Raw genomic sequence first — 22729 nt, 5'->3', positions numbered from 1 at the left:
TTTGTTGAAATGACATTTAACCCTACAGTTACCGGAAGATAGCAGCATTTTAATGAATATTTTGTTACTGAATGGCCCTAACCTGAATATGTTAGGCAAGCGCGAACCGGCGACCTACGGTCACCAAACGCTCAACGACATCGTTGACCAACTGAGCCAGTGTGCTCAGCAACAGGGTGTCACGTTAACGCATTTTCAGTCTAATGCTGAGCACGCTCTGATCGATCGCATCCATGAATCCATGGGCAGTATCGATGCCATCATCATTAACCCCGGTGCTTTCACGCACACCAGTGTAGCACTGCGTGACGCGTTGTTAAGCGTTTCGATTCCTTTTTTTGAAGTGCATTTGTCGAACGTTCACGCCCGTGAGCCGTTCCGACATCATTCATATTTATCTGACGTTGCGGCTGGCATCATTGTTGGTGTAGGTGCCTTGGGCTACCAACTGGCGCTGACCGCAGCAATCCAATTACACAAACCGAACAGCTAACAGAGACCTATCATGGATATCAGAAAAATTAAAAAACTCATCGAACTGGTAGAAGAGTCCGGCATTGCCGAACTGGAGATCACAGAGGGTGAGGAGTCAGTTCGAATTCACCGTGGTCCTTCTGCTGCATCAGCACCTCTCAACTACAGCTTTGCGGCACCCGCAGCTCCTGCCCCGGTAGCGGCTCCGGCTCCGGCTGCGCCTGCTGAACCGGCCGCACCAACAGTGCCAGCCGGGCATACCGTGAAGTCGCCAATGGTAGGGACTTTCTACCGTTCATCTTCACCCACATCCAAACCGTTCGTTGATGTCGGCCAGCGCGTTAAAGTGGGTGACACCCTGTGTATTGTTGAAGCCATGAAAATGATGAACCAGATCGAGTCTGACAAAGACGGGGTCATCAAGGAAATTCTGGTCGAAAATCAGGATCCGGTAGAGTTTGATCAGCCTCTTTTCATCATTGAATAAGCGAGCAGAGGGTTATGTTAGATAAGGTTCTTATTGCTAACCGGGGTGAAATCGCACTGCGAATTTTGCGTGCCTGCAAAGAGTTAGGCATCAAAACCGTCGCGGTTCATTCCACCGCCGACAGAAACCTCAAGCACGTTTTGCTCGCCGATGAATCCATCTGTATTGGCGGCGCTTCGGCTACTGAGAGTTATCTGAATATTCCACGCATCATTGCCGCAGCCGAGGTAACCAACTCAGTTGCCATTCACCCAGGTTACGGATTTTTGTCTGAAAATGCCGCCTTTGCTGACGCAGTAGAGAAGAGCGGCTTTATCTTCATCGGTCCAAAGGCAGAAACCATCAACCTCATGGGTGATAAAGTTTCGGCAATTAATGCCATGAAGAAAGCTGGCGTACCCTGTGTTCCGGGTTCTGACGGGCCACTGACCGACGATGCGGAGCGCAACAAGAGCATTGCCAAGCGCATCGGCTACCCGATTATCGTTAAAGCAGCGGGTGGTGGCGGTGGCCGCGGTATGCGAGTAGTGCGCAGCGAGGAAGAGCTGATCACGGCCATCGAAACCACGCAGGCCGAAGCCGGCGCGGCATTCGGTAACGCGACTGTTTATATGGAAAAATTCCTCGAAAATCCACGCCACGTGGAAATTCAGGTATTGGCTGACGGCCAGGGCAATGCCATCCACCTAGGTGAACGTGACTGCTCAATGCAGCGTCGCCACCAGAAGGTGGTCGAGGAGGCTCCGGCTCCGGGCGTATCCGAACAGATGCGCAATAAAATTGGCGACCGCTGCCGTAAAGCCTGTATTGAAATTGGTTATCGCGGTGCCGGAACGTTTGAGTTCCTGTACGAAAACGGCGAATTCTATTTCATTGAAATGAACACCCGTATTCAGGTGGAGCACCCGGTGTCGGAAATGATCACCGGTGTCGATTTGATCAAGGAGCAATTGCGTATTGCTGCGGGCCAACCACTATCAATTGACCAGTCACAAGTGCAGATTCGCGGTCATGCCATCGAATGCCGAATCAACGCTGAAGATCCGGACACCTTCATTCCAAGCCCCGGTCTGATTGACATGTTTCATTCCCCGGGAGGACTGGGAGTACGTTGGGAATCCCACATCTATGCGGGTTATGCGGTTCCACCGTATTACGATTCGATGATTGGCAAGCTGATTACTTACGGTGATAGCCGCGATGAAGCCATTGCCAGAATGCGCCACGCGCTGGATGAGTTGGTTATTGATGGTATTAAAACCAACATCCCGCTACAGCGCAGAATAATGGCGGATGAAAACTTCTCTGCTGGTGGAACCAACATCCACTATCTGGAGAAAAAACTGGGCATGTCCTGACAATCCCAGACTCGCTGTAACAGAACCCGGATTTTTCCGGGTTTTTTATTGCACGCAAAAAAAAAGCCCATCTCCATGACGGGCTAAACAGCAAGAACGCGTACACACTTATTGGTGCATGATTGATTACGCTCAATTGCGCCACGAGGTTTAAAAAAAATGCATTTTCTTTTTTTCAACGTTTCCTGCCCTTCGACTGGCTTCAACACGGCTAAATTAAACCCTGCGTTGTGGTAACCCAATATTCTCGCCTACGCTGTATAGACTCTCTATTGCATTTTTGGTGTATCCCCGGCCCCTGTTATTATCAAGGAGACTGCCATGCCAGATAACAGCCGACGCCAGTTTCTGTCTTTACTCAGCGCAGGCTTCGCTGCCAGTGCGTTGCCCGGCTGGGCAACCACACCGCCACTTCCTGCACGAAAAATTGGTGTAGCGCTGCTGGGGTTGGGTGGCTACAGCAGCAACCTGTTGGCCCCGGCTTTGGAGCATACCCGTTACTGCGAACTGCGCGGCATTGTTACCGGCAGCCAGGAAAAAATTCCACGCTGGCAGGCCCGTTACGCCATCCCCGACACCAATGTTTACAGCTATGACGATATGCACCGAATTGCTGACAACCCCGACATTGACGTTGTCTATGTGGTGGTGCCAACAGGCTTACATATGCATTACGCTGTAAAAGCGGCTAACGCTGGCAAACATGTGTGGTGCGAAAAACCGATGGCCATGAATACCAGTGAGTGTCAGGCCATCATAGAGGCATGTAAGAAGAATGGGGTTAAACTCTCTGTCGGTTACCGTATGCAGCACGAGCCTAATACCCAATTGATGGCTGGGTACACGAAAAACCAACCGTTCGGCCCCATTAAGGCAGTCAGCAGTTTCGCAGGCTACGGCGGCAATGGATTACCGGCAAACAACTGGAGAATGAAAAAGAATATGGGCGGTGGGGCCCTCTACGATATGGGAGTGTATCCCATCAATGGAGCACGGTTTATTACCGGCCTTGAACCCGTCGCGGTTACAGGCAGACACGAAAAAACCCATGCAGATATTTTCACCGAAGTGGACGAAACCACGTATTTCACCCTCGAATTTGCCAACGGCCTGGTCGCAGATTGCGGCACCAGCGTGGTAAAAAGCTTCAATCGCCTGAGGGTGGATTGCGAGGATGGCTGGTACGAGTTGTCTCCCATGCAATCCTATTCCGGAGTAACGGCCACCAACAGCAATGGGCAGCGTTTTGGCGCCATATCCGGTATGCAGCAAACCCTGCAAATGGACAATGACGCTCTGGCCCTGCTAGGGCAAGGCCCAATCCGGGTGCCGGGAGAGGAGGGCATGAAAGACATTCAACTCGTCAATGCCATATTCCAGTCAGCCAGCAGCGGCCAAAAGGTAACACTCTAACCCGAGGTTTCCTGCTGCTGGGCATACCTGAGCAATTCTGCCGCTGCCAGTGCGTCTGAAAGGGCACGATGGTGGCGTTCCATGCGAATATTAAAATGCGCTGTCAGGTTTGCCAGTGAGTAGGAAGCCAACCCGGGCTCCACACGACGCATTTCTCTTACGGTACATAATTTTGGGCGCCGAAAATCCCGCTCCAGCCGGGCAAACTCCTGTTTAATAAAACCATAATCAAAGTTCACATTGTGCGCCACAAACACACTATCACGGGTGAATTCTTCTATTTCATCGGCTACTTCTGCAAATACGGGAGCGTCTTCCACCAGGCTGTTATCAATGCCCGTAAGGCGGGTTATCGCTGCTGGAATGTGCCGCTGAGGGTTGATCAGGGACTGCCAGCGCGCTACCTCCTGCCCGGCTACCAGTTTGACCATGCCGATTTCGGTAATGCGATGGTACCGGCTCTGCCCTCCGGTGGTCTCAATATCCACCACCACGTAAGGTTGCAGAGGATCGCGCACCCACTCCACCTGAGTCACCTGAACGCAGAACCCGGCCTGCTGAAGCTTTTGAATGCTAACCCACTGATTGCGTCGAATTTGATCACCGGGCGCTTTGATTTCTTCGAACCTGAGCTGCTCGTTTTCCAGTACCATAATATCCGGAAAGCCATCACTCAAACCGTCAAAATCTTCACTCATGGCCTTTAGAATAGTGCTCACAGCGGGGTAGGGCGCGTATTTGAGCAATACCCCGAGCAACTCCAAAAGATCAGAATTCCACATGAACAGGCTGTTGACCTTACCAAAATGCCTGGCCGCCACAGCACTCACATGCCCAAACAGAGCCTCTGCGCTACTGAATTGCTGTAACAGTGCATCAATCTCTTTGCGGTATGACGCGTAAAATCGATTTTCCTTCAGGCACACGGGACGCCGGTCAAATTCGTTGACCAGAGCACTTTTTTCATAAAGTAATGGCCAGAATGTCAGCCCGAACAAACTGCGCCACAGGCGATTTTCAGTGCGCCACGCTGCCACATTACGGCGCCTGTACCATCCAATCACGGCTTGTTCCACGTTGTCGTTCTGGCTGATATCCAGCTGCACTGAACGGCTGGCACTTCGCAGCATGTCTGTCAGCAAGCTGGTGCGCTTTTGGTGGAACTTGCGCTGATAAAAATCTTCTGCAAACACGCTCAGATTCTCTGAATCCGGTGAATCCAGAATGGCCTCCAATGCAACCTTCACCTCATCCCGGTGACCGTCTTTATAGCGCTCGCGGATCCAGCGTTCCCGCGCAGCGTCACTGCCTGACCGCAGCAACAACCCCAAGGCCAGCTCCCGTTGCTCAGACAACAATTTCAGCGCCAGTTTGTACAAAAAACTGCTCCTGAGCATAAAAGCCGCTTGCCCATCTGCTTCAGGAAAGCCCGCACGGGCCAAAGCTTCAAGTTCAGAAAGGTTGAGACAGGGTAAATCGTCAATCCGGGAAGCGTAGTAAAACGCCACTATTGCCTGCTCGTGCGACTCGAATCGAGCCTGGGGCGTGCTGGCATCAGCCCGGGTGCGCATGACGCCCAAATCCCGCATGGAAAACTGGTTTAGCCGGCCACGTGTATGGCCAAAGTACAAAAACAGCAAGAACCTGAGTACATCATCAAAAGCCCGCACGAAAAAACGTTCAGACTGAAATTCCTCCGGCCATCCTTGCTGAACCACCCAGCTTTCCAGGCGGGCTGCCAAGTCAGGTTTTGTTAAGCTCGACAGGCCTTTGGACGGTTCATAGTATGTCAGCAATTCCAGCAAGTCGGCTTTGGTAAGCACGCCCGCTACATCTCTGATGTGCGCCTGTTGCAATGGTGAAAGCCAGCCTGCTTCGCGCAGTTCATCAATATGCTGTTGAGGTTGGTTTATTTCCGCGTAATTAAACTGCTCGCGATTGATGATGGCGTATTTACGGTTGGCTGCGCGGGCAATAATGCATTGGGAATCGTCATTCAGTTTTTGAAATTGCTGAATAAACTGCAATTCCCGCTCACCCAGCAGAGCCTTGCTGGGGCCCTCAAAGAAAGCTAAAAACTCATGAAAATGGGCCAGATAGTAACGCTCAGGAAGAATTTTTTTCATCGTAAGGCCCATTTAACTCAATCAATGACAGTGTATATTTATACAGCTAAATTATTCAAGCCTGAATTGATTGCGCCCCACGCAGGTCATTTTGACCATTTAATCAGCACAGCAACCTGTCAACCAGAATAGAAAGTACTACAGTTAGTACACAAGCGTGAGTTAAAGAGGTGCGTGATGAGTCTGACTCGCCCTATGCTGTTTGATTGCCCTTATTGCATGGCCCATAACGAGGTGGAAGTTGATGAGATGAACGACCTTGGCCAGGCTCAGATTGTGGATTGCCAGGTATGCTGCCAGCCTATTGAACTGAGCGTAGTTGCCCAGGAAGATCGCATCACGATCGTGGCCAGCAGGGAAGATGACTGAAAAGGTAGAATTCGCGGTAACGAAGTGTTCAATCCTCGACCCAGATCAATACCTGCAGTTTAAATGTTGGTAAATTATGGATTTAGCGGTATAAGTAGGCGGTACGAATTCCGTTAGTGGTTTAGGTAAGCCCTGGTGCACGCAAAAAACTGTTAAGGGAATTCGTACTGACCTTATAAACCTGCCTTTTGGCAGGTTTTTGCGTATTAAGGGTACGTTAAAAAAGAATTGTTATCATTCACTAAACAACGGGAGTGAATTATGAAAGCAGTAAATCGCCGGGACTTTCTCAAACTTTCCGGCACCACACTGATTGGTGTCACACTGGGTGGCACCAGCTTGCGTGCGCTGGCACAAGAACAATTACAGGCTGACGATCCAACGGCAAAAGCGTTGCAGTATACCCCTGCTTCCACTGTTGAAGGTTCCACCTGCGGCAACTGCATGTACATTCAGGGAGAGGACGGCGAAGCTCATCGCCCCTGTGCCATTTTCCCTGGCAAACTGGTCAATACCAATGGCTGGTGTAGTGCCTGGGTGAAAAAGCCAGGCTAGCAGGCCATTTTCCATGATCTTAAAACAGGCCCGTGCCCCCATCAGGGCCTGTTGTGTTTTGATTGCGGCAGTTTCATATAGAAGCGAAAAGTCGGGTATCAACTGGCACGGCGCTGTCTTGTGAATAAAGCCAAATCAAACTCGCTTTCCCATCACACTTACCTATAAATTACGTTAAGCTATGCGCGATTTTTATTGCGGACAACGACTATGGCCTGGTTACAACTCAAAATTGACAGCAGCGCAGAGAATGCGGAATCCATTGGCGAAATGCTCAGCGCCAATGGCGCTCAGGCAGTAACCTTTCTGGATGCTAAGGATACCCCAATATACGAACCCAAGCCGGGTGAAGTCATACTTTGGCCGGACACCCAGGTTGTCGGCCTGTTTGACGCCAGCGACGATATGAATGCCATTCTCAGTCGTCTCAGCAAGGCCAAACTGCTGGGTAAAGATTTCCGTTACAAACTCGACCCTCTGGAAGACAAAGACTGGGAACGGGAATGGATGGACAATTTCCACCCCATGCAGTTCGGTGAGCGGTTGTGGATATGCCCCAGCTGGCGCGAGGTGCCGGACCCGGACGCAGTCAATGTAATGCTTGACCCCGGGCTGGCATTCGGAACCGGTACCCACCCGACTACAGCACTGTGTTTACGGTGGCTGGACGGCGAAGATTTGAGTGGCAAAACCGTGGTCGACTTTGGCTGTGGTTCCGGGATCCTGGCGCTGGCTGCGCTTAAACTCGGCGCAGCCAAGGTGATTGGTATTGATATAGATCCTCAGGCGCTGCAGGCTTCAATGGAAAATGCCCGTCGCAACCAGGTGGAAGATCGGTTGAGTGTTTACTTACCCGAAGATCAACCCAGCCTGGAAGCGGATGTGGTAATGGCCAATATTCTTTCCGGCCCGTTGCTGGAACTTCGCCCTGTGATCCGGGATTATTGCCGGGTTGGAGGCAAACTGGTGATGTCCGGTATCCTCGCAGAACTCACCCCGCGTATTGAAGAAGCCTACGCCCAGGAATTTGAACTCGATCCCAGCGCCATCGATGGAGAGTGGGCAAGGGTATCCGGCACCCGGGCCCGATAACACTTAGGCCCTTGATACCTCGGCAAAAGCTTCTGGCCGCTCCGGCCGGAAGGCGATTTGTTAGCCAGACCCTTACCACGCTGTCAAGCCCTGACGGTTAAATTTTGTGTGATTTTTAGCCTTTTCAAGCATGCAGAAAACACGTACACTTAGCGCCCCATTTCGGGAAAGTGTACAAAATCTGCGCAACTGTTGGCTGTAAAGTATGCGAATTGGACCTTACATCCTGGAAAACAATTTGATGCTTGCGCCCATGGCAGGTGTGACCGATCGCCCATTCAGACAATTATGTCGCCGGATGGGTGCAGGGTTGGTCGTATCTGAAATGCTATCAAGCAACCCAAAGGTCTGGAATACCGCCAAATCCATGCAGCGCATGGATCACAGTGGCGAAGAAGGCATTCGCTCTGTACAGATTGCCGGTGCCGATCCGGAACTGATGGCTCAGGCCGCCCAGTTTAACGTGGCAAACGGCGCTCAGATTATTGACATCAACATGGGTTGCCCGGCCAAGAAAGTGAATAAAAAGCTGGCGGGTTCTGCATTGCTGCAATATCCAGAACTGGTTGAGTCCATTGTCAAAGCGGTAGTCGCCGCCGTTGACGTTCCGGTTACGCTAAAAATTCGCACCGGATGGGACCAGGATAATCGCAATGGGGTCGACATTGCCCGCATTGCACAGGAAAACGGCATACAGTCTCTGGCGGTTCATGGCCGAACCCGGGCCTGTATGTACAACGGGGAAGCGGAATACGACACCATTCGGGCCATTAAGGCCGCAGTAACCATTCCGGTGGTTGCCAATGGTGATATCACTTCCCCGCAAAAAGCACTTCAGGTGCTTAGCTATACGGGCGCCGACGGCATCATGATTGGCCGCGGCGCCCAGGGTAATCCCTGGATATTCAAACAAATCCAGCACTATCTGGATACGGGTGAACATTTGGGTGAACCGCCTCTGGCTGAGCAACATGAGGTATTGCATGAGCATGTGGCAAACGTGCACGCCTTTTACGGTGTACCTTCCGGCGTAAGAATTGCCCGGAAACACGTAGGCTGGTATCTCTCGGAGCACGATAAGGATCGTCAGTTTCGAAAAACGTTCAATGGCATCGAGGAGGCTTCCGATCAGCTCCGCGCCCTGGACGATTATTTTCAAGCGCTGCAATCGCGGGAAACCCGACAGATTTCTCCAGCAGCATAGTGATGACTACTAACTAAAGAGCAAGTAAGTATTATGTTCGATCAAAATGTGACTTCACCTTTTACCACTACTGTTACCACTCCTTCACAAACTCAGGCTCAAAAGCCTCTGCGTGATTCCGTTAAGCAAGCTGTGAACAAATATCTGAAGCAGCTTGACAACGCAAACATCGACAACCTGTACGAGTTGGTACTGGCAGAAGTTGAAGCGCCGTTGCTGGAAGAAGTCATGACTTACACCCGCGGCAACCAAACCCGCGCTGCAATTATGATGGGTATCAACCGTGGTACTCTGCGCAAAAAGCTGAAGCAGTACGGCATGAACTAAAACTTAAAGGGCGTTGCCCTTCGATAAGAGCACCTCTGGGTGCTCTTTTTGTTTCAACCTTTCGTGAAAAAAAACCACTATGCAAACACCGAAACCCATCAAACGCGCGCTGTTAAGTGTTTCCGATAAAACCGGCATTCTGGAATTTGCCCAGGCTCTGCACCAGGCCGGTGTTGAACTTCTGTCGACAGGCGGTACCGCCAAATTGCTCGCCGAAGCCGGCTTGCCGGTGAAGGAAGTGTCTGAGCACACAGGCCACCCCGAAATTATGGATGGCCGGGTAAAAACCCTGCACCCCAAAATTCACGGCGGCATTCTGGGCCGGCGTGGGCTGGACGAAGCGGTGATGGCTGAAAACAACATTGCCCCTATTGATCTGGTTGCCGTCAACCTGTACCCCTTTGCAGCAACCGTAGCGAAAGACGGCTGCACACTGGAAGACGCCATCGAAAACATCGATATTGGCGGCCCTACCATGGTACGTGCAGCAGCCAAAAACCACAAAGACGTCACCATTGTGGTCAATGCCAGTGATTACAGCCGGGTGCTGAATGAAATGCAGGCCAATGGCAATTCTCTGAGTTACCAGACGCGCTTCGACCTGGCGATAAAAGCCTTTGAACATACCGCCGAATACGACGGCATGATTGCCAACTATTTTGGTGCCCGCATCGACTCAGTAGAGTGTGAAGAAGACTGCGAACACCACCACAGCGAGTTTCCGCGCACCTTTAACCTTCAGGTTACTAAGAAGCAGGATCTGCGTTACGGAGAAAACAGCCATCAAAGTGCTGCTTTCTACGTTGAGAACAACATTCAGGAAGCGTCTGTTGCCACTGCCACACAGTTGCAGGGTAAAGAGTTGTCATTCAACAACATTGCCGACACCGATGCAGCACTGGAATGTGTGAAAGAGTTCGATGTTCCGGCCTGTGTTATCGTCAAGCACGCCAACCCCTGTGGTGTGGCTATTGGTGAGAATATTCTGGAAGCTTACGATCGCGCCTACAAAACGGACCCGACTTCAGCTTTCGGCGGTATCATCGCCTTCAACCGTGAACTGGATGCCACCACGGCGCAGGCAATCATTGACCGTCAGTTTGTTGAAGTGATCATTGCCCCTGCTGTCAGTAACGGTGCCATTGAAGTCGTCGCAGCCAAGAAAAACGTGCGTTTGCTGGTATGCGGTGACTGGCAGGGTCAGTTGACCGACGGCTACGACTTCAAGCGGGTTAACGGTGGTTTGCTGGTGCAGGAGCGAGACTTCGGCATGGTGGATATGGACGACCTTCAGGTTGTCAGTGAGCGCCAACCTACGCAACAGGAACTGCAAGACCTGATGTTCTGCTGGAAAGTGGCCAAGTATGTGAAGTCCAACGCCATTGTATACTGCAAAGACGGTATGACCATTGGTGTGGGCGCCGGGCAGATGAGCCGGGTATATTCGGCGAAAATCGCTGGTATCAAAGCCGCCGACGAGAACCTCGAAGTGGCAGGCTCAGTGATGGCTTCCGACGCCTTTTTCCCATTCCGCGATGGCATAGACGCTGCGGCAGCGGCAGGTATCACTGCGGTTATCCAGCCCGGCGGTTCCATGCGCGATGACGAAGTGATTGCCGCTGCCAATGAACACAACATTGCGATGGTGTTCACGGGAATGCGTCATTTCCGCCACTAAAGGTTGAGTGGCAGGAAAGAAAGTTGAGGTTACTGGCGCAATAAAGGCGCTGGATTACGCTTATATCAGCCTGATTACCCGTTAGACTGGTATAAGCTCCAACTTTCATTCCAACCAAAAGGAAGCATGTAATGAACTCTTTGATGCAAAAAGTCGTAACCTTGCTGGGCGCAGCAATGATGACTCTCTCCACCCAGACACTGGCCAGCGATGCCATCAGTGAGGCAGCCGCCTCCGGCAACCGGAGTGCAGAAGCCAAATTGCGGGACGAATACCGGCACCCACAACAAACCCTGCGCTTTTTTGGTATTGAACCAGACATGACAGTGGTGGAAATTTGGCCCGGCGGTGGCTGGTACACCGACATTCTGGCTGAATTGTTGCGAGAGGAAGGTCAGTTAATTGCCGCTCACTTCTTTATTGACGAGTCAGCAAGCAATTATCGTCGCAATGCCTATCAGAAGTTCGAACAAAAGCTCTCCGAGTACGCCCCTTACAAAAACATTAAGCTTACTGCATTTGATCCGGTCAAGGCACTGGAAATCGCTCCCGCCGGTTCGGCTGACGCTGTACTGACTTTCCGCAACGTGCACAACTGGTATATGAATGCCGAAACCAAAGCGCTTGATAACGCATTCAGGGCATTTTATAACGCGTTGAAACCAGGCGGAGTGCTGGGTGTGGTTGACCATGAAATGCCAGAGACTCTGTCTGACGAAGCCATGAAGTCCAGCGGTTACATGAAAAAGTCGCTTATTGTGGCTGCCGCAGAGCAGGCCGGATTTAAACTGGTTGCCGAAAGCCAGGTTAATGCTAACCCATTGGATAATGCGCAACATCCGAAAGGCGTGTGGACATTGCCGCCTTCACTGGATTTGGGCGAGCAGGATCGCGACCAATATCTGGCCATTGGCGAGAGTAATCGTATGACCCTGAAGTTTGTAAAACCCGAGTAACAGAACGGAACGTTTGAATGAACATACTGGTAATTGGCGGCGGTGGCCGCGAACACGCCTTAGCCTGGAAAGCGGCACAGTGTAACGGTGTTAACACCGTATTTGTTGCCCCTGGCAATGCCGGAACGGCCACAGAACCCAAGTTGGAAAACGTCGACATTGGTGTCACCGACATCAAGGGCCTGCTGGCTTTCGCCCAGACCAATCATGTGGCACTGACCATTGTCGGGCCAGAAGCACCGCTGGTTGAAGGCGTTGTCGATGCGTTTGAAGAGGCTGGTGAAATCATTTTCGGCCCCACCCAGGCCGCCGCACAACTCGAAGGTTCCAAGGCTTTTACCAAGGATTTTCTGGCACGCCACAAAATCCCGACGGCGGAATATCAGAATTTCACCGAAATTGAGCCTGCGCTGGCGTACGTGCGAGAAAAAGGCGCTCCTATTGTGGTCAAGGCTGATGGCCTTGCAGCAGGTAAGGGCGTAATTGTTGCGATGACACTTCAGGAAGCTGAAGACGCCATTCGCGACATGCTGGCTGGCAACGCCTTTGGCGACGCTGGCAGCCGGGTTGTGATTGAAGAGTTTCTGGACGGTGAAGAAGCATCATTCATCGTAATGGTGGATGGCAAAAATGTACTGCCTTTTGCAACCAGCCAGGATCACAAACGTGCTGGTAATGGCGATTCCGGGCCCAATACCGGCGGCATGGGCGCGTATTCACCTGCCCCGGTTGTAACGCCAGAAATTCATCAGCGGGTCATGGATGAAGTTATCCTGCCAACTGTGGAAGGCATGGCCGCAGAGGGCAACCCTTACAAGGGCTTTTTGTACGCAGGCCTGATGATCATGGCTGACGGCACACCCAAGGTGATTGAATACAACTGCCGCTTTGGTGATCCGGAGACCCAGCCCATCATGTTGCGTTTGCAATCCGACTTGGTTGCGTTGTGTCAGGCTGCCTGCAAGGGCGAACTGGCTGGCAAAGCCATCGATTTCGACCCACGCGCAGCCGTCGGCGTAGTGCTGGCTGCCGGTGGTTATCCGGGCAATTACAACAAAGGCGATGCCATTGAAGGGCTGGATAAAGCAGCGCAATTGGATGGTAAGGTGTTTCACGCTGGCACTGCGGAAAAAGATGGTCGCGTTGTCACCAGTGGCGGCCGCGTGCTCTGCGCTACCGCTTTGGGCAACAATGTCACCGAAGCCCAGCAAAAAGCCTACGAACTGGTGGGCGCCATCAACTGGCAGGACGTATACTTCCGTACTGACATAGCCTATCGGGCAATCAAGCGGGAAAGCCAGGCAAGCTGATTTAATCCCGTTAGCCAAAAAGCGCAGCCGTGTTTCACCGCTGCGCTTTTTTTGTACTGGCTTTCTTCCTTGCCCGAATCCCCCTATGATGAAATATCAGGTCAGGGAACAGGGCAATACTATGCACCACAACACGCTCAGATCGCGGGTATATCGGATTCTTCGCCCCTATCGGCAGTACACCCAGGGCGAATATATCAGCCGCCTGTTTGACATCATGCTGATCACTCTCATTATCACCAATGCTCTGGCGATGCTGCTGATGACTGTTGAGCCCATCCACCGGCAGTACCGCACTCAACTGCATCAGTTCGAAGTCTTCTCCGTGATCATATTTACCATCGAATATTTTGCCAGAGTGTGGACCTGCGTTGAGGTGGCGCCCAAATCAAGCCGCGAGCGTACCTGGCCTAACTGGAAGCGAAGACTACGTTATATGGTCACCCCGATTGCTATCGTGGATTTGCTCGCCATACTGCCGTTTTATCTGAGTATGTTTGTTGCGGTGGATTTACGCATACTGCGATTGCTGCGACTTACCCGGCTGATTAAGCTCGGCCGCTATTCAACCTCCATGCAGACACTCACCCAGGTGATCCGCGCAGAAGCGCGTACGCTGCTAGCGGCATTGAGCGTACTGATGATCACCATGATATTTGCCGCCACCGGCATCTATTACCTGGAAAAAGACGTTCAGCCTCAAGAGTTCAGCAGCATTCCTGCGGCTATGTGGTGGGCCATGATCACACTGACCACTGTGGGCTACGGTGATGTTGTACCCGTCACCCTGATGGGGCGAATATTTGGTGGTTTGATAACCCTGCTCGGAATTGGCCTTTACGCTCTGCCCGCCGGCATTCTGTCATCCAGCTTCACCGCCCGGGTCCATCTTCGCCAGGAGCGATTTCGTGAGGCCGCAAGCTCCGCCATTGCAGACGGCGACTTGTCTGAACGGGACTTTGAACACCTGGAAAAAATTCGCGGTTTACTCGACATGGACCAGGAAGAAGCCAAATTAATCATAAGGTTGCTTCAACATCGCCACAGCCAAGGCGAGACGGGGGACACAGACACCTGAGCCCCACCATTCCACTGGTCGGCACTATTACATCGCTTGATTATTCCTTCACGGCAGCTTATAACTAGGGGTCCTATTCATCCCCCTAAAGAGCATCCATGTCGGTTAAACATCCCATTATTGCCATAACGGGTTCGTCTGGTGCGGGCACCACAACGACCACCAATGCCATCCGGCATATCTTTCGCAACCTTAGCGTGGACGCAGCGGTAGTTGGGGGAGACAGCTTTCATCGTTTCACCCGCCCTGAAATGGAAGTTGAAATTCGAAAAGCGCAGGAGCAAGGCCGCCACATCAGTTATTTTGGCCCCAGGGCCAACGACTTTGATCTGCTTGAAAATCTGTTTCAGGAATACGGTCAGTCCGGTCAGGGGAAATTTCGCCAGTACCTGCATACCTTTGACGACGCTGTCCCATTTAACCAGATGCCTGGTACATTTACGCCCTGGCAGGATTTGCCGCAAAATACCGACTTACTGTTTTATGAAGGCCTGCACGGCGGAGTAAAAACGGAAGAAAACGATGTCGCCAAACACGTTGATTTGCTGGTTGGCATGGTGCCCATTGTCAATCTGGAATGGATCCAGAAAATCGTGCGCGACACGACTGACCGCGGCCATTCCCGTGAAGCGGTCATGAGCAGCATTGTACGCGGGCTGGACGATTACTTTCATTACATCACCCCCCAGTTTTCCCGCACTCACGTGAATTTTCAGCGCGTACCCACCGTAGACACCTCAAATCCGTTCAGTGCCCGGGAGATACCTTCCCAGGATGAAAGCTTTGTCGTGGTGCGGTTTCGCCGTGAAATGAAAAACGTAGATTACCCTTACCTGTTGCAGATGATCGACGGCGCTTTTATGTCTCGCATCAATACTCTGGTGGTACCGGGAGGCAAAATGGGGCTGGCTATGGAGCTGATCCTTACACCGCTTATTGAAGAGCTGCTGGACAAAAAACGCCGCGCCGGGCACCAGATGGACTGGGTAATAGAGAAGTAAGATTCAACCCTGGGGCTGCTGCATCTCGGCTTTTATGGCGTCCGTCAGGAGCGCACTCAGGTGTTCATATTTACGATTTAAAATGTGATAGCCGTTGACCTGGTGCAAGTTGACGTGACTGAATGACACCTGCATTTCAGGCGGAGTATTACCTTCAATGGAAACCAGTGCGTAATCGTATCTTCCCTGGGAAAACATGCCATACACACTTTGCACATTTTCAATGGTCACCAGATTCGCCTGAAGTTCATCCTGTTTATCAGCCGGCCAGTACTTAAGCTGGGCATTGGTGGCAATAACCGTGTTTTCCGGGTTACTCAGAACCTCTGGTGTACAGGGAGCTGGCTGTTTGCACAGCAGCATCACCTGTGCCGTCAGTAAGGGCGGCTCGAGTATCACTGCATCGCCACACTCAGACGCTGTGGCCGCTGAGCGCATTAATTCTGCGTCAATATTACCTTTCTCCAGCTCCAGCAATGATCGCTGCGAAGACACAATCGCGACAAACTGAATATCGAAACCCAGCCGCTGGTAACTTCGCTCAATAAGGCTTCGATACTTTTCAATCTGATAGTGGGGATAATAGCCGATTCGCAGTGTCGTGTCGGAACAATGTGCCATTGCCGGCCACAATGCCAGAGCAAACAGAAGAAGCTTCACTTTCCCAAAGAAATAACGCGTGTTCATACAACAAACCAGACTACATAACAGGTTTCAGCAAATTGCGCCCCCGGATTCGATTGAATGCAGACCGCAATAGAAATTGAGATGGCACAGATTATCCGCCCCGTATAAATCGCTCACAGGCGCTCGCGACCCAACCCGGATCATCCGATTGCGGATTATGCCACATTTTCAGGATATCCGGGGCAATAAACGCCCATACTGCATGACTTTCCTTAAACGCAACCCGGGCGCTGACTGCGGCGAACCAGGCCTGGATAATTCTGTTCATTCAGGCTCATCGCGGGCCAGAAACCGATGTGGTCCAGCAACATTGATGCACAGCATAACGGAAATCTCCACCCTATGGCTGTTCCTGGTCGCCGCTATGACGTTTGTGGCGTACCTCAATCGCAAAGGCTTTATCCAGAACATGCTTAACGTACTGATACCCAAACGTATCGGCCTCAAGCCACTGCTGTTTTTGTGTGCAGTTTTCTGCTTTTGTTTTTCCTCATTGGCCGACAACATTACCGCCACCCTGGTATGTATTGCCCTGGCTCTGTCCCTCGGCCTGCCGTTCAATCACACCATGCGTTTTGCGGTACTGGTGGTCTTTGCAGTCAACTCCGGCGGCGTTTCTCTCATTACCGGTGACGTTACCACGCTGATGATTTTCATGAACGACAAAGTCACAATCACCCAACTGCTGTGGTTGTTGCTGCCGTCATTTACCGCAGTAATGATTCTGGCAACCATGCTGAGCGTGGGCATGAAAGGCGTTGTGCGGATCCGCAACCAGAAGCACCCCGTCCAGTCGGTTGATACAGTCATTGCCGCCATTTTTCTGTTCACCATCGTGGCCACCCTGATCGGAAATGTGCTGTACGCCATTCCCCCCATGCTCAGCTTTCTGGCTGGCATGGCAATAATGTTTCTGGTTGCTACCCTGATGGGCGAAGAACAGGACCAGGACCCCATACTCGACTACATCCGCTATATCGAGTTTGATACCCTGCTGTTTTTCCTGGTGGTGCTGCTACTGGTAGGAATGCTGGACCACATTGACGTACTGCACTCAATACTGGTGGTGTACGAACTGTTTTCACCTGCCACCGCCAATTTCCTGATGGGGGTAATCTCAGCTGGCATCGACAATGTGCCGCTCACCGCAGCATTGCTGAAAGCCGACATAGAGATGACCACGGTTCAGTGGATGTCGTTCACTTATGCCGTAGGCGTGGGCGGCTCCCTGCTGGTTATCGGCTCAGCGGCGGGCATAGTCGCCATGAGCAAGGTCAAAGGCCTGACATTTGCCCGTTACGGCAAGTACTCTTTGCTTCTGCTAATTGCCTACACCTGTGGATACGCCATGGTGATTGGCCTGTCCCGGGAGCCGTTTGGCTGAAATCATTTGTAACATTCCAAAGGCCTGCGAAACGCATCGGTTCTTTTGAATCTGAATTGAACTGGTTATAGTGCTTAAAAAAAGCATGAGTAAAGGGTATGGGTCAGGAAACCTCAAAAATTCTGGTAGTCGATGATGATATGCGGTTACGCAGTTTGCTGGAACGCTATCTGGTAGAGCAGGGCTTTCAGGTTCGGGCTGCGGCCAACTCGGAACAGATGGACCGCTTGCTGGAAAGGGAAAATTTTCATCTGATGGTGCTCGATCTGATGTTACCCGGAGAAGATGGATTGTCGATTTGTCGCCGATTGCGTCGTTCCGGAAACGAGATGCCCATCATCATGCTGACGGCCAAGGGTGACGAAGTCGATCGCATTATTGGTTTGGAAATGGGGGCTGATGACTACCTGCCCAAACCATTTAACCCCAGGGAGCTTCTGGCCCGTGCCAAAGCGGTATTGCGAAGACAAACTTCTGAAGCCCCGGGTGCACCGTCAAAAGACGAACAGATTGTGGAATTTGGCAGTTACCGGCTGAATCTGGCAACCCGGGAGATGTTTGCCAACGGTGAACCCATGACCCTGACCAGTGGTGAATTTGCCGTTCTCAAGTCACTGGTAAGTCACCCTCGTGAGCCACTATCCCGCGACAAACTGATGAACCTGGCCCGCGGGCGGGATTACAGTGCACTGGAACGCAGTATTGATGTGCAGGTTTCCCGCTTGCGACGAATGCTGGAAAAAGACCCAACCAACCCCCGTTATATCCAGACCGTTTGGGGCTTGGGTTATGTATTTGTGCCTGACGGAGAGGAAACGGCCTGATCCGTTCAGGCCGCGTATTCATGCGAATTTTTCCAAAAAGCGCCTTTGGGCAGACAGTATTGTTGATTGGGGTACTGCTGCTGATCAACCAGGTTGTATCCTACCTTTCCGTCACCTACTATTTTATTCGCCCCAGCTATCAGCAAATCAACAGTTTACTGGCCACCCAGGCCCAAAGCCTGCTGGCTAACGGCATGCTGGCTCCAGATGACCCCAGACTGCCTGCGTTCACCAAACGGACACAGGTGCAGGTGCTGACGGAAGAGGATGCCTTGCACAGCGGGCTGCAAAACGCCACTTACTACGGATTCATTTCTTCGCAGGTTTCGCAGCAGCTTGGGCAACAGGCTGATGTCCGCATAAGCACTCCTGCTCCCGGTGTTGAAAGCCGCCCTTATCAGGTCTGGATAGAGCTGGCCGATTATCCGGGTGCCTGGATTTCAATCCCAATCAATGGCCTGAGTGAAGCCAACATCTCTCCGCTGACCATGTATCTGATGGTCATCGGTATTCTGAGCGTTGCCGGAGGCTGGCTGTTTGTACGCCGGCTTAACCGGCCACTGCAGGCACTGCAAAAGGCCGCATTGCAGGTTGGCCGGGGCAGGATACCGCCACCGCTTCCCGAACAGGGCACCAGTGAAATCATCGAGGTAACCCGGGCCTTTAACCGCATGAATCAGGGTATTCAGCAACTGGAGCATGACCGCACCCTGATGACGGCCGGCATATCCCATGATCTGCGCACCCCGCTGACCCGCATCCGCCTGGCCACCGAAATGCTGCCAGACGGCCACGACTGGATTAAGGAAGGGATCGTGAATGACATTGAGGACATGAATGCCATCATTGACCAGTTTATCGATTACGCCCGTCAGCACGGTACGGAGCACTGGCAGAAAACTGACCTCAACCAGATTATTTGTGACCTTGCTCAGGCCCGCCATGTTGAAGAAAGCCATCATATTGATCTTCATCTTAAAGACTTACCCGAAGTGCTCTTGGGAAGGGTGGCCATCAAACGGGTTCTGGATAATCTGATTGAAAACGCGTTTCGCTATGGCAGTGATCACATACTGATCACCAGCTTTTACGACCACGCAAAAAGGCGAATTTATTGCCGGGTGCAGGACCATGGACAGGGTATACCAGCGGAACAGCTCGAACAGGCGTTCATGCCTTTCACCCAGGGCGACAAGGCGAGAGGCTCGTCCGGCTCAGGTCTGGGGCTGGCGATTTGCAAAAAAATTATCGAAACGCACAACGGTAAAATTGAACTTCGCAACCACCCAAAAGGGGGCTTGGTAGCGGAATTCTGGTTGCCGCTTGCGCCGCAAAACCCATGATTGCCATTGAAGTAAAGCCGGCTAAAGGGCTTTAAGCTCCCGGCTGTAAAGCCACGCTGTCAGCATCAGAATACCGCCACCAATGGGTATTACCCAATAGGCCTGGGTAATAGGCGCGTAGTTGGCCCAAAGCCCAATACTGAAAGAGGCGGTCTGCACTCCAAGCGAGTTGCCGATTATCGACACGCCCGACAACACCGGCCCCTTTTCAGAATCGATGTTCATCGCGGCCGACAGCACCAGAGGGTATAAGCCACCCAAACCAAGGCCAAAAAGCAGATTGCTCACACCAAGCATCAACATGGTTTCACTGGTTGCAATTCCCCAGGTTCCGATACCGGACATGACGGCCATGATTACCGTTAATCGATGCAAACTGAAAATGCGCAGGAAATAGGCAAATACCAGCCGGCTCACAACCATCCCTGCGGTAAAACAGGCGAGTAGATTGCGTGCGGTTTCACCATCAACGCCCCTGCCGAGCTGAGCATAGGTAACAAACCAGTTTGCGTTGCCAAATTCAACCGCGCCATACCCGAAACTTACCAAAGCCAGCAAAACAAACACCGGACGGCGCAGCACCTCCTTGTAGGAAAGGCTTCGCTTTACCTCACGTGGCTGTGTGGCAACCATTGCCCGGCTGCGCATAGCAGCAAAAAAAGTATAAACCGCCAACAATGCCATAAAAATGGTCAGCAGCCGGATAGGCCAGCGCCAACCAGGCAGATAAAAATACACCAGAGTCACGTAAAAAGAGGCCGCCAGGGTTCCGAGGCTGAACATAAAGTCCATGATCCCCATCATGGCAAAACGCTTTTCAACATAGAGCCTTGCAATCAGCGTGTGACCAATAGTGATGATGCAGGAACTCACCACGCCAACCAGAAAAATCACCGCCAACAGCGAAACCCAGTGTTGCATGGCGGAGAATATAAGCAGCAATACTGCGTCTATGCTGGTCAGAACCGCCAGTAAGGCCAAAAAATCGAAACGGCTGACGTACTTGCCGCCGACAACAGCACCAAGCACGGTTCCCAATGAGAATAAGGTAAAGAGCGCACCGCTGACGACTTTATTCATGCCCAAATCGGCAGCGATGTCTGACAACAAAATGCCCCAAAGTAAAAACAGCATGCCGAACAGAAAAAATCCGGCAAAAATAACTATGGTGATTGGGCGGCGGTTCATAGGTTGCTCACAGAAAACATTCATTGCGAAAGCTAAATTCTGCAGCCGACGCTTTCTTTTTTCAGACGGGAAACAGCGCTCGTCTGAACTGACAAGCACAAATGAAAGCCCTGGCTGCAGTCAACCAGAGCAATTAAGCACAAAAATGTTCAGACTCACAAGTTTTTCCCGCCTGTTGAGCTCACACTGGCCGCAATACGGAAGAACTCAGTTGTCGTTCAGGCGCTGCGGGCCAGCCGCCTCAATAACTTCGTTTACGTTATAGCGGGCAAAATTGCGCTGAAACTCTTCCGTCATTTGCTGTAGGGCACAGTCATAGTCCTTACCGGATTGCCAGGTATCCCTGGGCACCAGTAATCGACTTTCAACTCCGGGAACCGCAACCGGAACATCAAGATTCAACCCGTCAATATGGCGGGTTTTAACACCTTCCAGTTTGCCTGAAACAATCGCGTCGATAACGGCACGGGTAAGCGGAATATCAAAACGCTTCCCAACTCCATATGGGCCTCCCGTCCAGCCGGTGTTGACCAGGTACACCCGTGAACCGAATTCCCGCACCCGTTGCATCAGCAATTCAGCATACACGCTGGCCGCTCGCGGAAAAAACGGCGCACCAAAGCAGGTAGAAAAGGTGGACTCAATGGCGGCACTGCTGCCTATTTCTGTCGATCCGACTTTGGCGGTGTAGCCACTTAAAAAATGGTAAGCCGCAGCCTGCTCACTCAATAAGGAAACCGGCGGAAGCACTCCACGCACGTCACAGGTTAGAAAGATCACCGCCCCTGGCTCCCCAGCAAGATTCTCCTCCACCCGTTTTTCAATATGTTTGAGGGGGTAAGCCGCACGGGCATTTTCCGTCAGACGGGTATCGGCATAATCCGGCTGACGCTGGCAATCCAGCACCACATTCTCCAGAATGGCGCCAAACCGGATGGCATCCCAAATCACAGGTTCATTGGTGCGGGACAAGTCGATGCACTTGGCATAGCAGCCACCTTCAAGGTTAAACACGCTGCCACTGGCCCAACCGTGCTCGTCATCGCCAATCAGGTAACGGTTAGGATCTGCCGACAAGGTGGTTTTGCCAGTGCCTGACAAGCCAAAAAACAGTGTAACATCGCCGCTTTCACCCACATTCGCGGAACAATGCATGGGCAGAACGCCATGTTCGGGCAACAGAAAATTCTGCACCGAGAACATGGCCTTTTTCATTTCGCCTGCGTAACGCATACCAGCCAGCAACACCCGGCGTTTGGCGAAACTGATGATCACAGCACCGTCGCTGTGAGTCCCATCCCGATCCGGATCACAGCTAAATCCCGCAACGTTGAGAATATCCCATTCAGCCCGCCCGCCTGGATTGTAGACCTCTGGGACAATAAACATATTGCGGGCAAACAATTGCTGCCAGGCGGTTTGGGTGCGCACCCGCACCGGCAGGGCAAATCGCGGGTCTGCTCCCACCTGAAGGTGGGATAGATATTGGGGTTTACCCTGAAGATACGCTTCAACCCTCTGCCACAGAGCATCAAATCGCTTCGAATCAAAAGGCTGATTTACCTTGCCCCAGTCAATGTCGCCCTGGGTTTCAGGTTCGAGAACAATAAACCTGTCCGCCGGAGAGCGACCGGTTCGGTGACCGGTCTCAACCACCAGGGCGCCATTGTCGGCCAGCCTCCCTTCCTGATTGAGCAACGCCAGTTCGATAAGCTGCGCTGCGCACAAATCCGTGTGAATCTCAGGCACTACTGCGTTATACACTGCGGTGGATGCCATCATCTGAGCCCCCCTTTCAATTAGCCTCAGCCAGTCAGCTGTTGTGGCCGGATGGGAAAGAGGCTGTGTGTCTTTCCCGCTCCCTTAAGTATAGAG

At 52.0% G+C, this 22729-nt stretch carries 22 protein-coding genes; 17 read left to right on the top strand and 5 right to left on the bottom strand.

Going from position 1 to position 22729, the window contains the following annotated elements; translation table 11 throughout:
* The first annotated feature begins 52 nt into the window (after positions 1-52).
* From aroQ to DXV75_RS12590, 4 genes are all read left to right on the top strand, one after another.
* Complete coding sequence (gene aroQ / locus DXV75_RS12605; RefSeq protein ID WP_115593769.1) at positions 53-493, top strand: type II 3-dehydroquinate dehydratase; 441 nt, start codon at positions 53-55, stop codon at positions 491-493.
* A 12-nt stretch (positions 494-505) separates the two neighbouring features.
* Positions 506-961, top strand: coding sequence for an acetyl-CoA carboxylase biotin carboxyl carrier protein (gene accB / locus DXV75_RS12600; RefSeq protein ID WP_115593768.1), 456 nt, complete (start codon positions 506-508; stop codon positions 959-961).
* Positions 962-975: 14 nt separating this feature from the next.
* Entirely contained in the window at positions 976-2319 is a 1344-nt protein-coding gene (accC, locus tag DXV75_RS12595; protein ID WP_115593767.1) for an acetyl-CoA carboxylase biotin carboxylase subunit, read from the top strand.
* Positions 2320-2640: 321 nt separating this feature from the next.
* Positions 2641-3732 carry a Gfo/Idh/MocA family protein gene (locus DXV75_RS12590; RefSeq protein ID WP_115593766.1) on the top strand — a complete coding sequence of 364 codons (1092 nt, stop codon included), beginning with the start codon at positions 2641-2643 and terminating at the stop codon, positions 3730-3732.
* Here the strand turns inward: DXV75_RS12590 and DXV75_RS12585 are convergent.
* Entirely contained in the window at positions 3729-5858 is a 2130-nt protein-coding gene (locus tag DXV75_RS12585) for an exonuclease domain-containing protein (RefSeq protein ID WP_115593765.1), read from the bottom strand. The two genes, DXV75_RS12590 and DXV75_RS12585, sit on opposite strands and share 4 nt — an antisense overlap.
* Before the next feature lie 177 nt (positions 5859-6035).
* Here DXV75_RS12585 and DXV75_RS12580 point away from each other — a divergent pair, with 177 nt between their 5' ends.
* From DXV75_RS12580 to DXV75_RS12535, 10 genes are all read left to right on the top strand, one after another.
* Complete coding sequence (locus DXV75_RS12580; protein WP_115593764.1) at positions 6036-6227, top strand: zinc ribbon domain-containing protein; 192 nt, start codon at positions 6036-6038, stop codon at positions 6225-6227.
* Between the two features lie 261 nt (positions 6228-6488).
* The gene (locus DXV75_RS12575; protein ID WP_115593763.1) at positions 6489-6782 is read left to right on the top strand and encodes a high-potential iron-sulfur protein; all 294 of its coding nucleotides are present in this window, start codon (positions 6489-6491) and stop codon (positions 6780-6782) included.
* A 210-nt stretch (positions 6783-6992) separates the two neighbouring features.
* A complete protein-coding gene (prmA, locus tag DXV75_RS12570; protein ID WP_115593762.1) occupies positions 6993-7874 on the top strand; it encodes a 50S ribosomal protein L11 methyltransferase in 882 nt (293 codons plus the stop codon).
* Between the two features lie 205 nt (positions 7875-8079).
* The gene (gene dusB, locus DXV75_RS12565) at positions 8080-9078 is read left to right on the top strand and encodes a tRNA dihydrouridine synthase DusB (RefSeq protein WP_115593761.1); all 999 of its coding nucleotides are present in this window, start codon (positions 8080-8082) and stop codon (positions 9076-9078) included.
* Between the two features lie 33 nt (positions 9079-9111).
* Positions 9112-9405 carry a DNA-binding transcriptional regulator Fis gene (fis, locus tag DXV75_RS12560; protein ID WP_018982332.1) on the top strand — a complete coding sequence of 98 codons (294 nt, stop codon included), beginning with the start codon at positions 9112-9114 and terminating at the stop codon, positions 9403-9405.
* A gap of 79 nt (positions 9406-9484) precedes the next feature.
* A complete protein-coding gene (purH, locus tag DXV75_RS12555) occupies positions 9485-11083 on the top strand; it encodes a bifunctional phosphoribosylaminoimidazolecarboxamide formyltransferase/IMP cyclohydrolase (RefSeq protein ID WP_115593760.1) in 1599 nt (532 codons plus the stop codon).
* 143 nt (positions 11084-11226) lie between these two features.
* Complete coding sequence (locus tag DXV75_RS12550; protein WP_115593794.1) at positions 11227-12039, top strand: class I SAM-dependent methyltransferase; 813 nt, start codon at positions 11227-11229, stop codon at positions 12037-12039.
* Positions 12040-12056: 17 nt separating this feature from the next.
* The gene (gene purD, locus DXV75_RS12545) at positions 12057-13349 is read left to right on the top strand and encodes a phosphoribosylamine--glycine ligase (RefSeq protein ID WP_115593759.1); all 1293 of its coding nucleotides are present in this window, start codon (positions 12057-12059) and stop codon (positions 13347-13349) included.
* Positions 13350-13434: 85 nt separating this feature from the next.
* Positions 13435-14427 carry an ion transporter gene (locus DXV75_RS12540; protein ID WP_245953202.1) on the top strand — a complete coding sequence of 331 codons (993 nt, stop codon included), beginning with the start codon at positions 13435-13437 and terminating at the stop codon, positions 14425-14427.
* Positions 14428-14525: 98 nt separating this feature from the next.
* Positions 14526-15428: a phosphoribulokinase gene (locus DXV75_RS12535; RefSeq protein ID WP_115593758.1), complete on the top strand. Its 903-nt coding sequence runs from the start codon at positions 14526-14528 to the stop codon at positions 15426-15428.
* A gap of 3 nt (positions 15429-15431) precedes the next feature.
* Here DXV75_RS12535 and DXV75_RS12530 read toward each other — a convergent pair whose 3' ends face one another.
* Both DXV75_RS12530 and DXV75_RS17120 read right to left on the bottom strand, forming a co-directional pair.
* Positions 15432-16115 (bottom strand): hypothetical protein, encoded by a 684-nt coding sequence (locus DXV75_RS12530; RefSeq protein ID WP_115593757.1) that lies wholly within the window; start codon positions 16113-16115, stop codon positions 15432-15434.
* A 91-nt stretch (positions 16116-16206) separates the two neighbouring features.
* Entirely contained in the window at positions 16207-16383 is a 177-nt protein-coding gene (locus DXV75_RS17120; protein ID WP_181898418.1) for a hypothetical protein, read from the bottom strand.
* A 45-nt stretch (positions 16384-16428) separates the two neighbouring features.
* Between DXV75_RS17120 and DXV75_RS12525 the strand changes: the two genes are divergently transcribed.
* The 3 genes from DXV75_RS12525 to envZ all read left to right on the top strand — a co-directional run bounded on the left by DXV75_RS12525 (position 16429) and on the right by envZ (position 19666).
* The gene (locus DXV75_RS12525) at positions 16429-17499 is read left to right on the top strand and encodes an ArsB/NhaD family transporter (protein ID WP_115593756.1); all 1071 of its coding nucleotides are present in this window, start codon (positions 16429-16431) and stop codon (positions 17497-17499) included.
* A gap of 98 nt (positions 17500-17597) precedes the next feature.
* Complete coding sequence (ompR, locus tag DXV75_RS12520) at positions 17598-18323, top strand: osmolarity response regulator transcription factor OmpR (RefSeq protein WP_115593755.1); 726 nt, start codon at positions 17598-17600, stop codon at positions 18321-18323.
* A gap of 20 nt (positions 18324-18343) precedes the next feature.
* Positions 18344-19666, top strand: coding sequence for a two-component system sensor histidine kinase EnvZ (envZ, locus tag DXV75_RS12515; protein WP_115593754.1), 1323 nt, complete (start codon positions 18344-18346; stop codon positions 19664-19666).
* Positions 19667-19687: 21 nt separating this feature from the next.
* Here envZ and DXV75_RS12510 read toward each other — a convergent pair whose 3' ends face one another.
* Together DXV75_RS12510 and DXV75_RS12505 are read right to left on the bottom strand one after the other, a co-directional pair.
* The gene (locus DXV75_RS12510) at positions 19688-20854 is read right to left on the bottom strand and encodes an MFS transporter (RefSeq protein ID WP_115593753.1); all 1167 of its coding nucleotides are present in this window, start codon (positions 20852-20854) and stop codon (positions 19688-19690) included.
* Between the two features lie 207 nt (positions 20855-21061).
* Positions 21062-22636 (bottom strand): phosphoenolpyruvate carboxykinase, encoded by a 1575-nt coding sequence (locus DXV75_RS12505; protein WP_245953201.1) that lies wholly within the window; start codon positions 22634-22636, stop codon positions 21062-21064.
* Positions 22637-22729: the final 93 nt, after the last annotated feature.

The sequence above is a fragment of the Alteromonas aestuariivivens genome, assembly GCF_003367475.1.
GTDB classification, from domain to species: Bacteria; Pseudomonadota; Gammaproteobacteria; order Enterobacterales; family Alteromonadaceae; genus Alteromonas; species Alteromonas aestuariivivens.
Note: the sequence above shows the minus strand (reverse complement) of the source record. Positions and strands in the feature narration are given on the sequence as shown.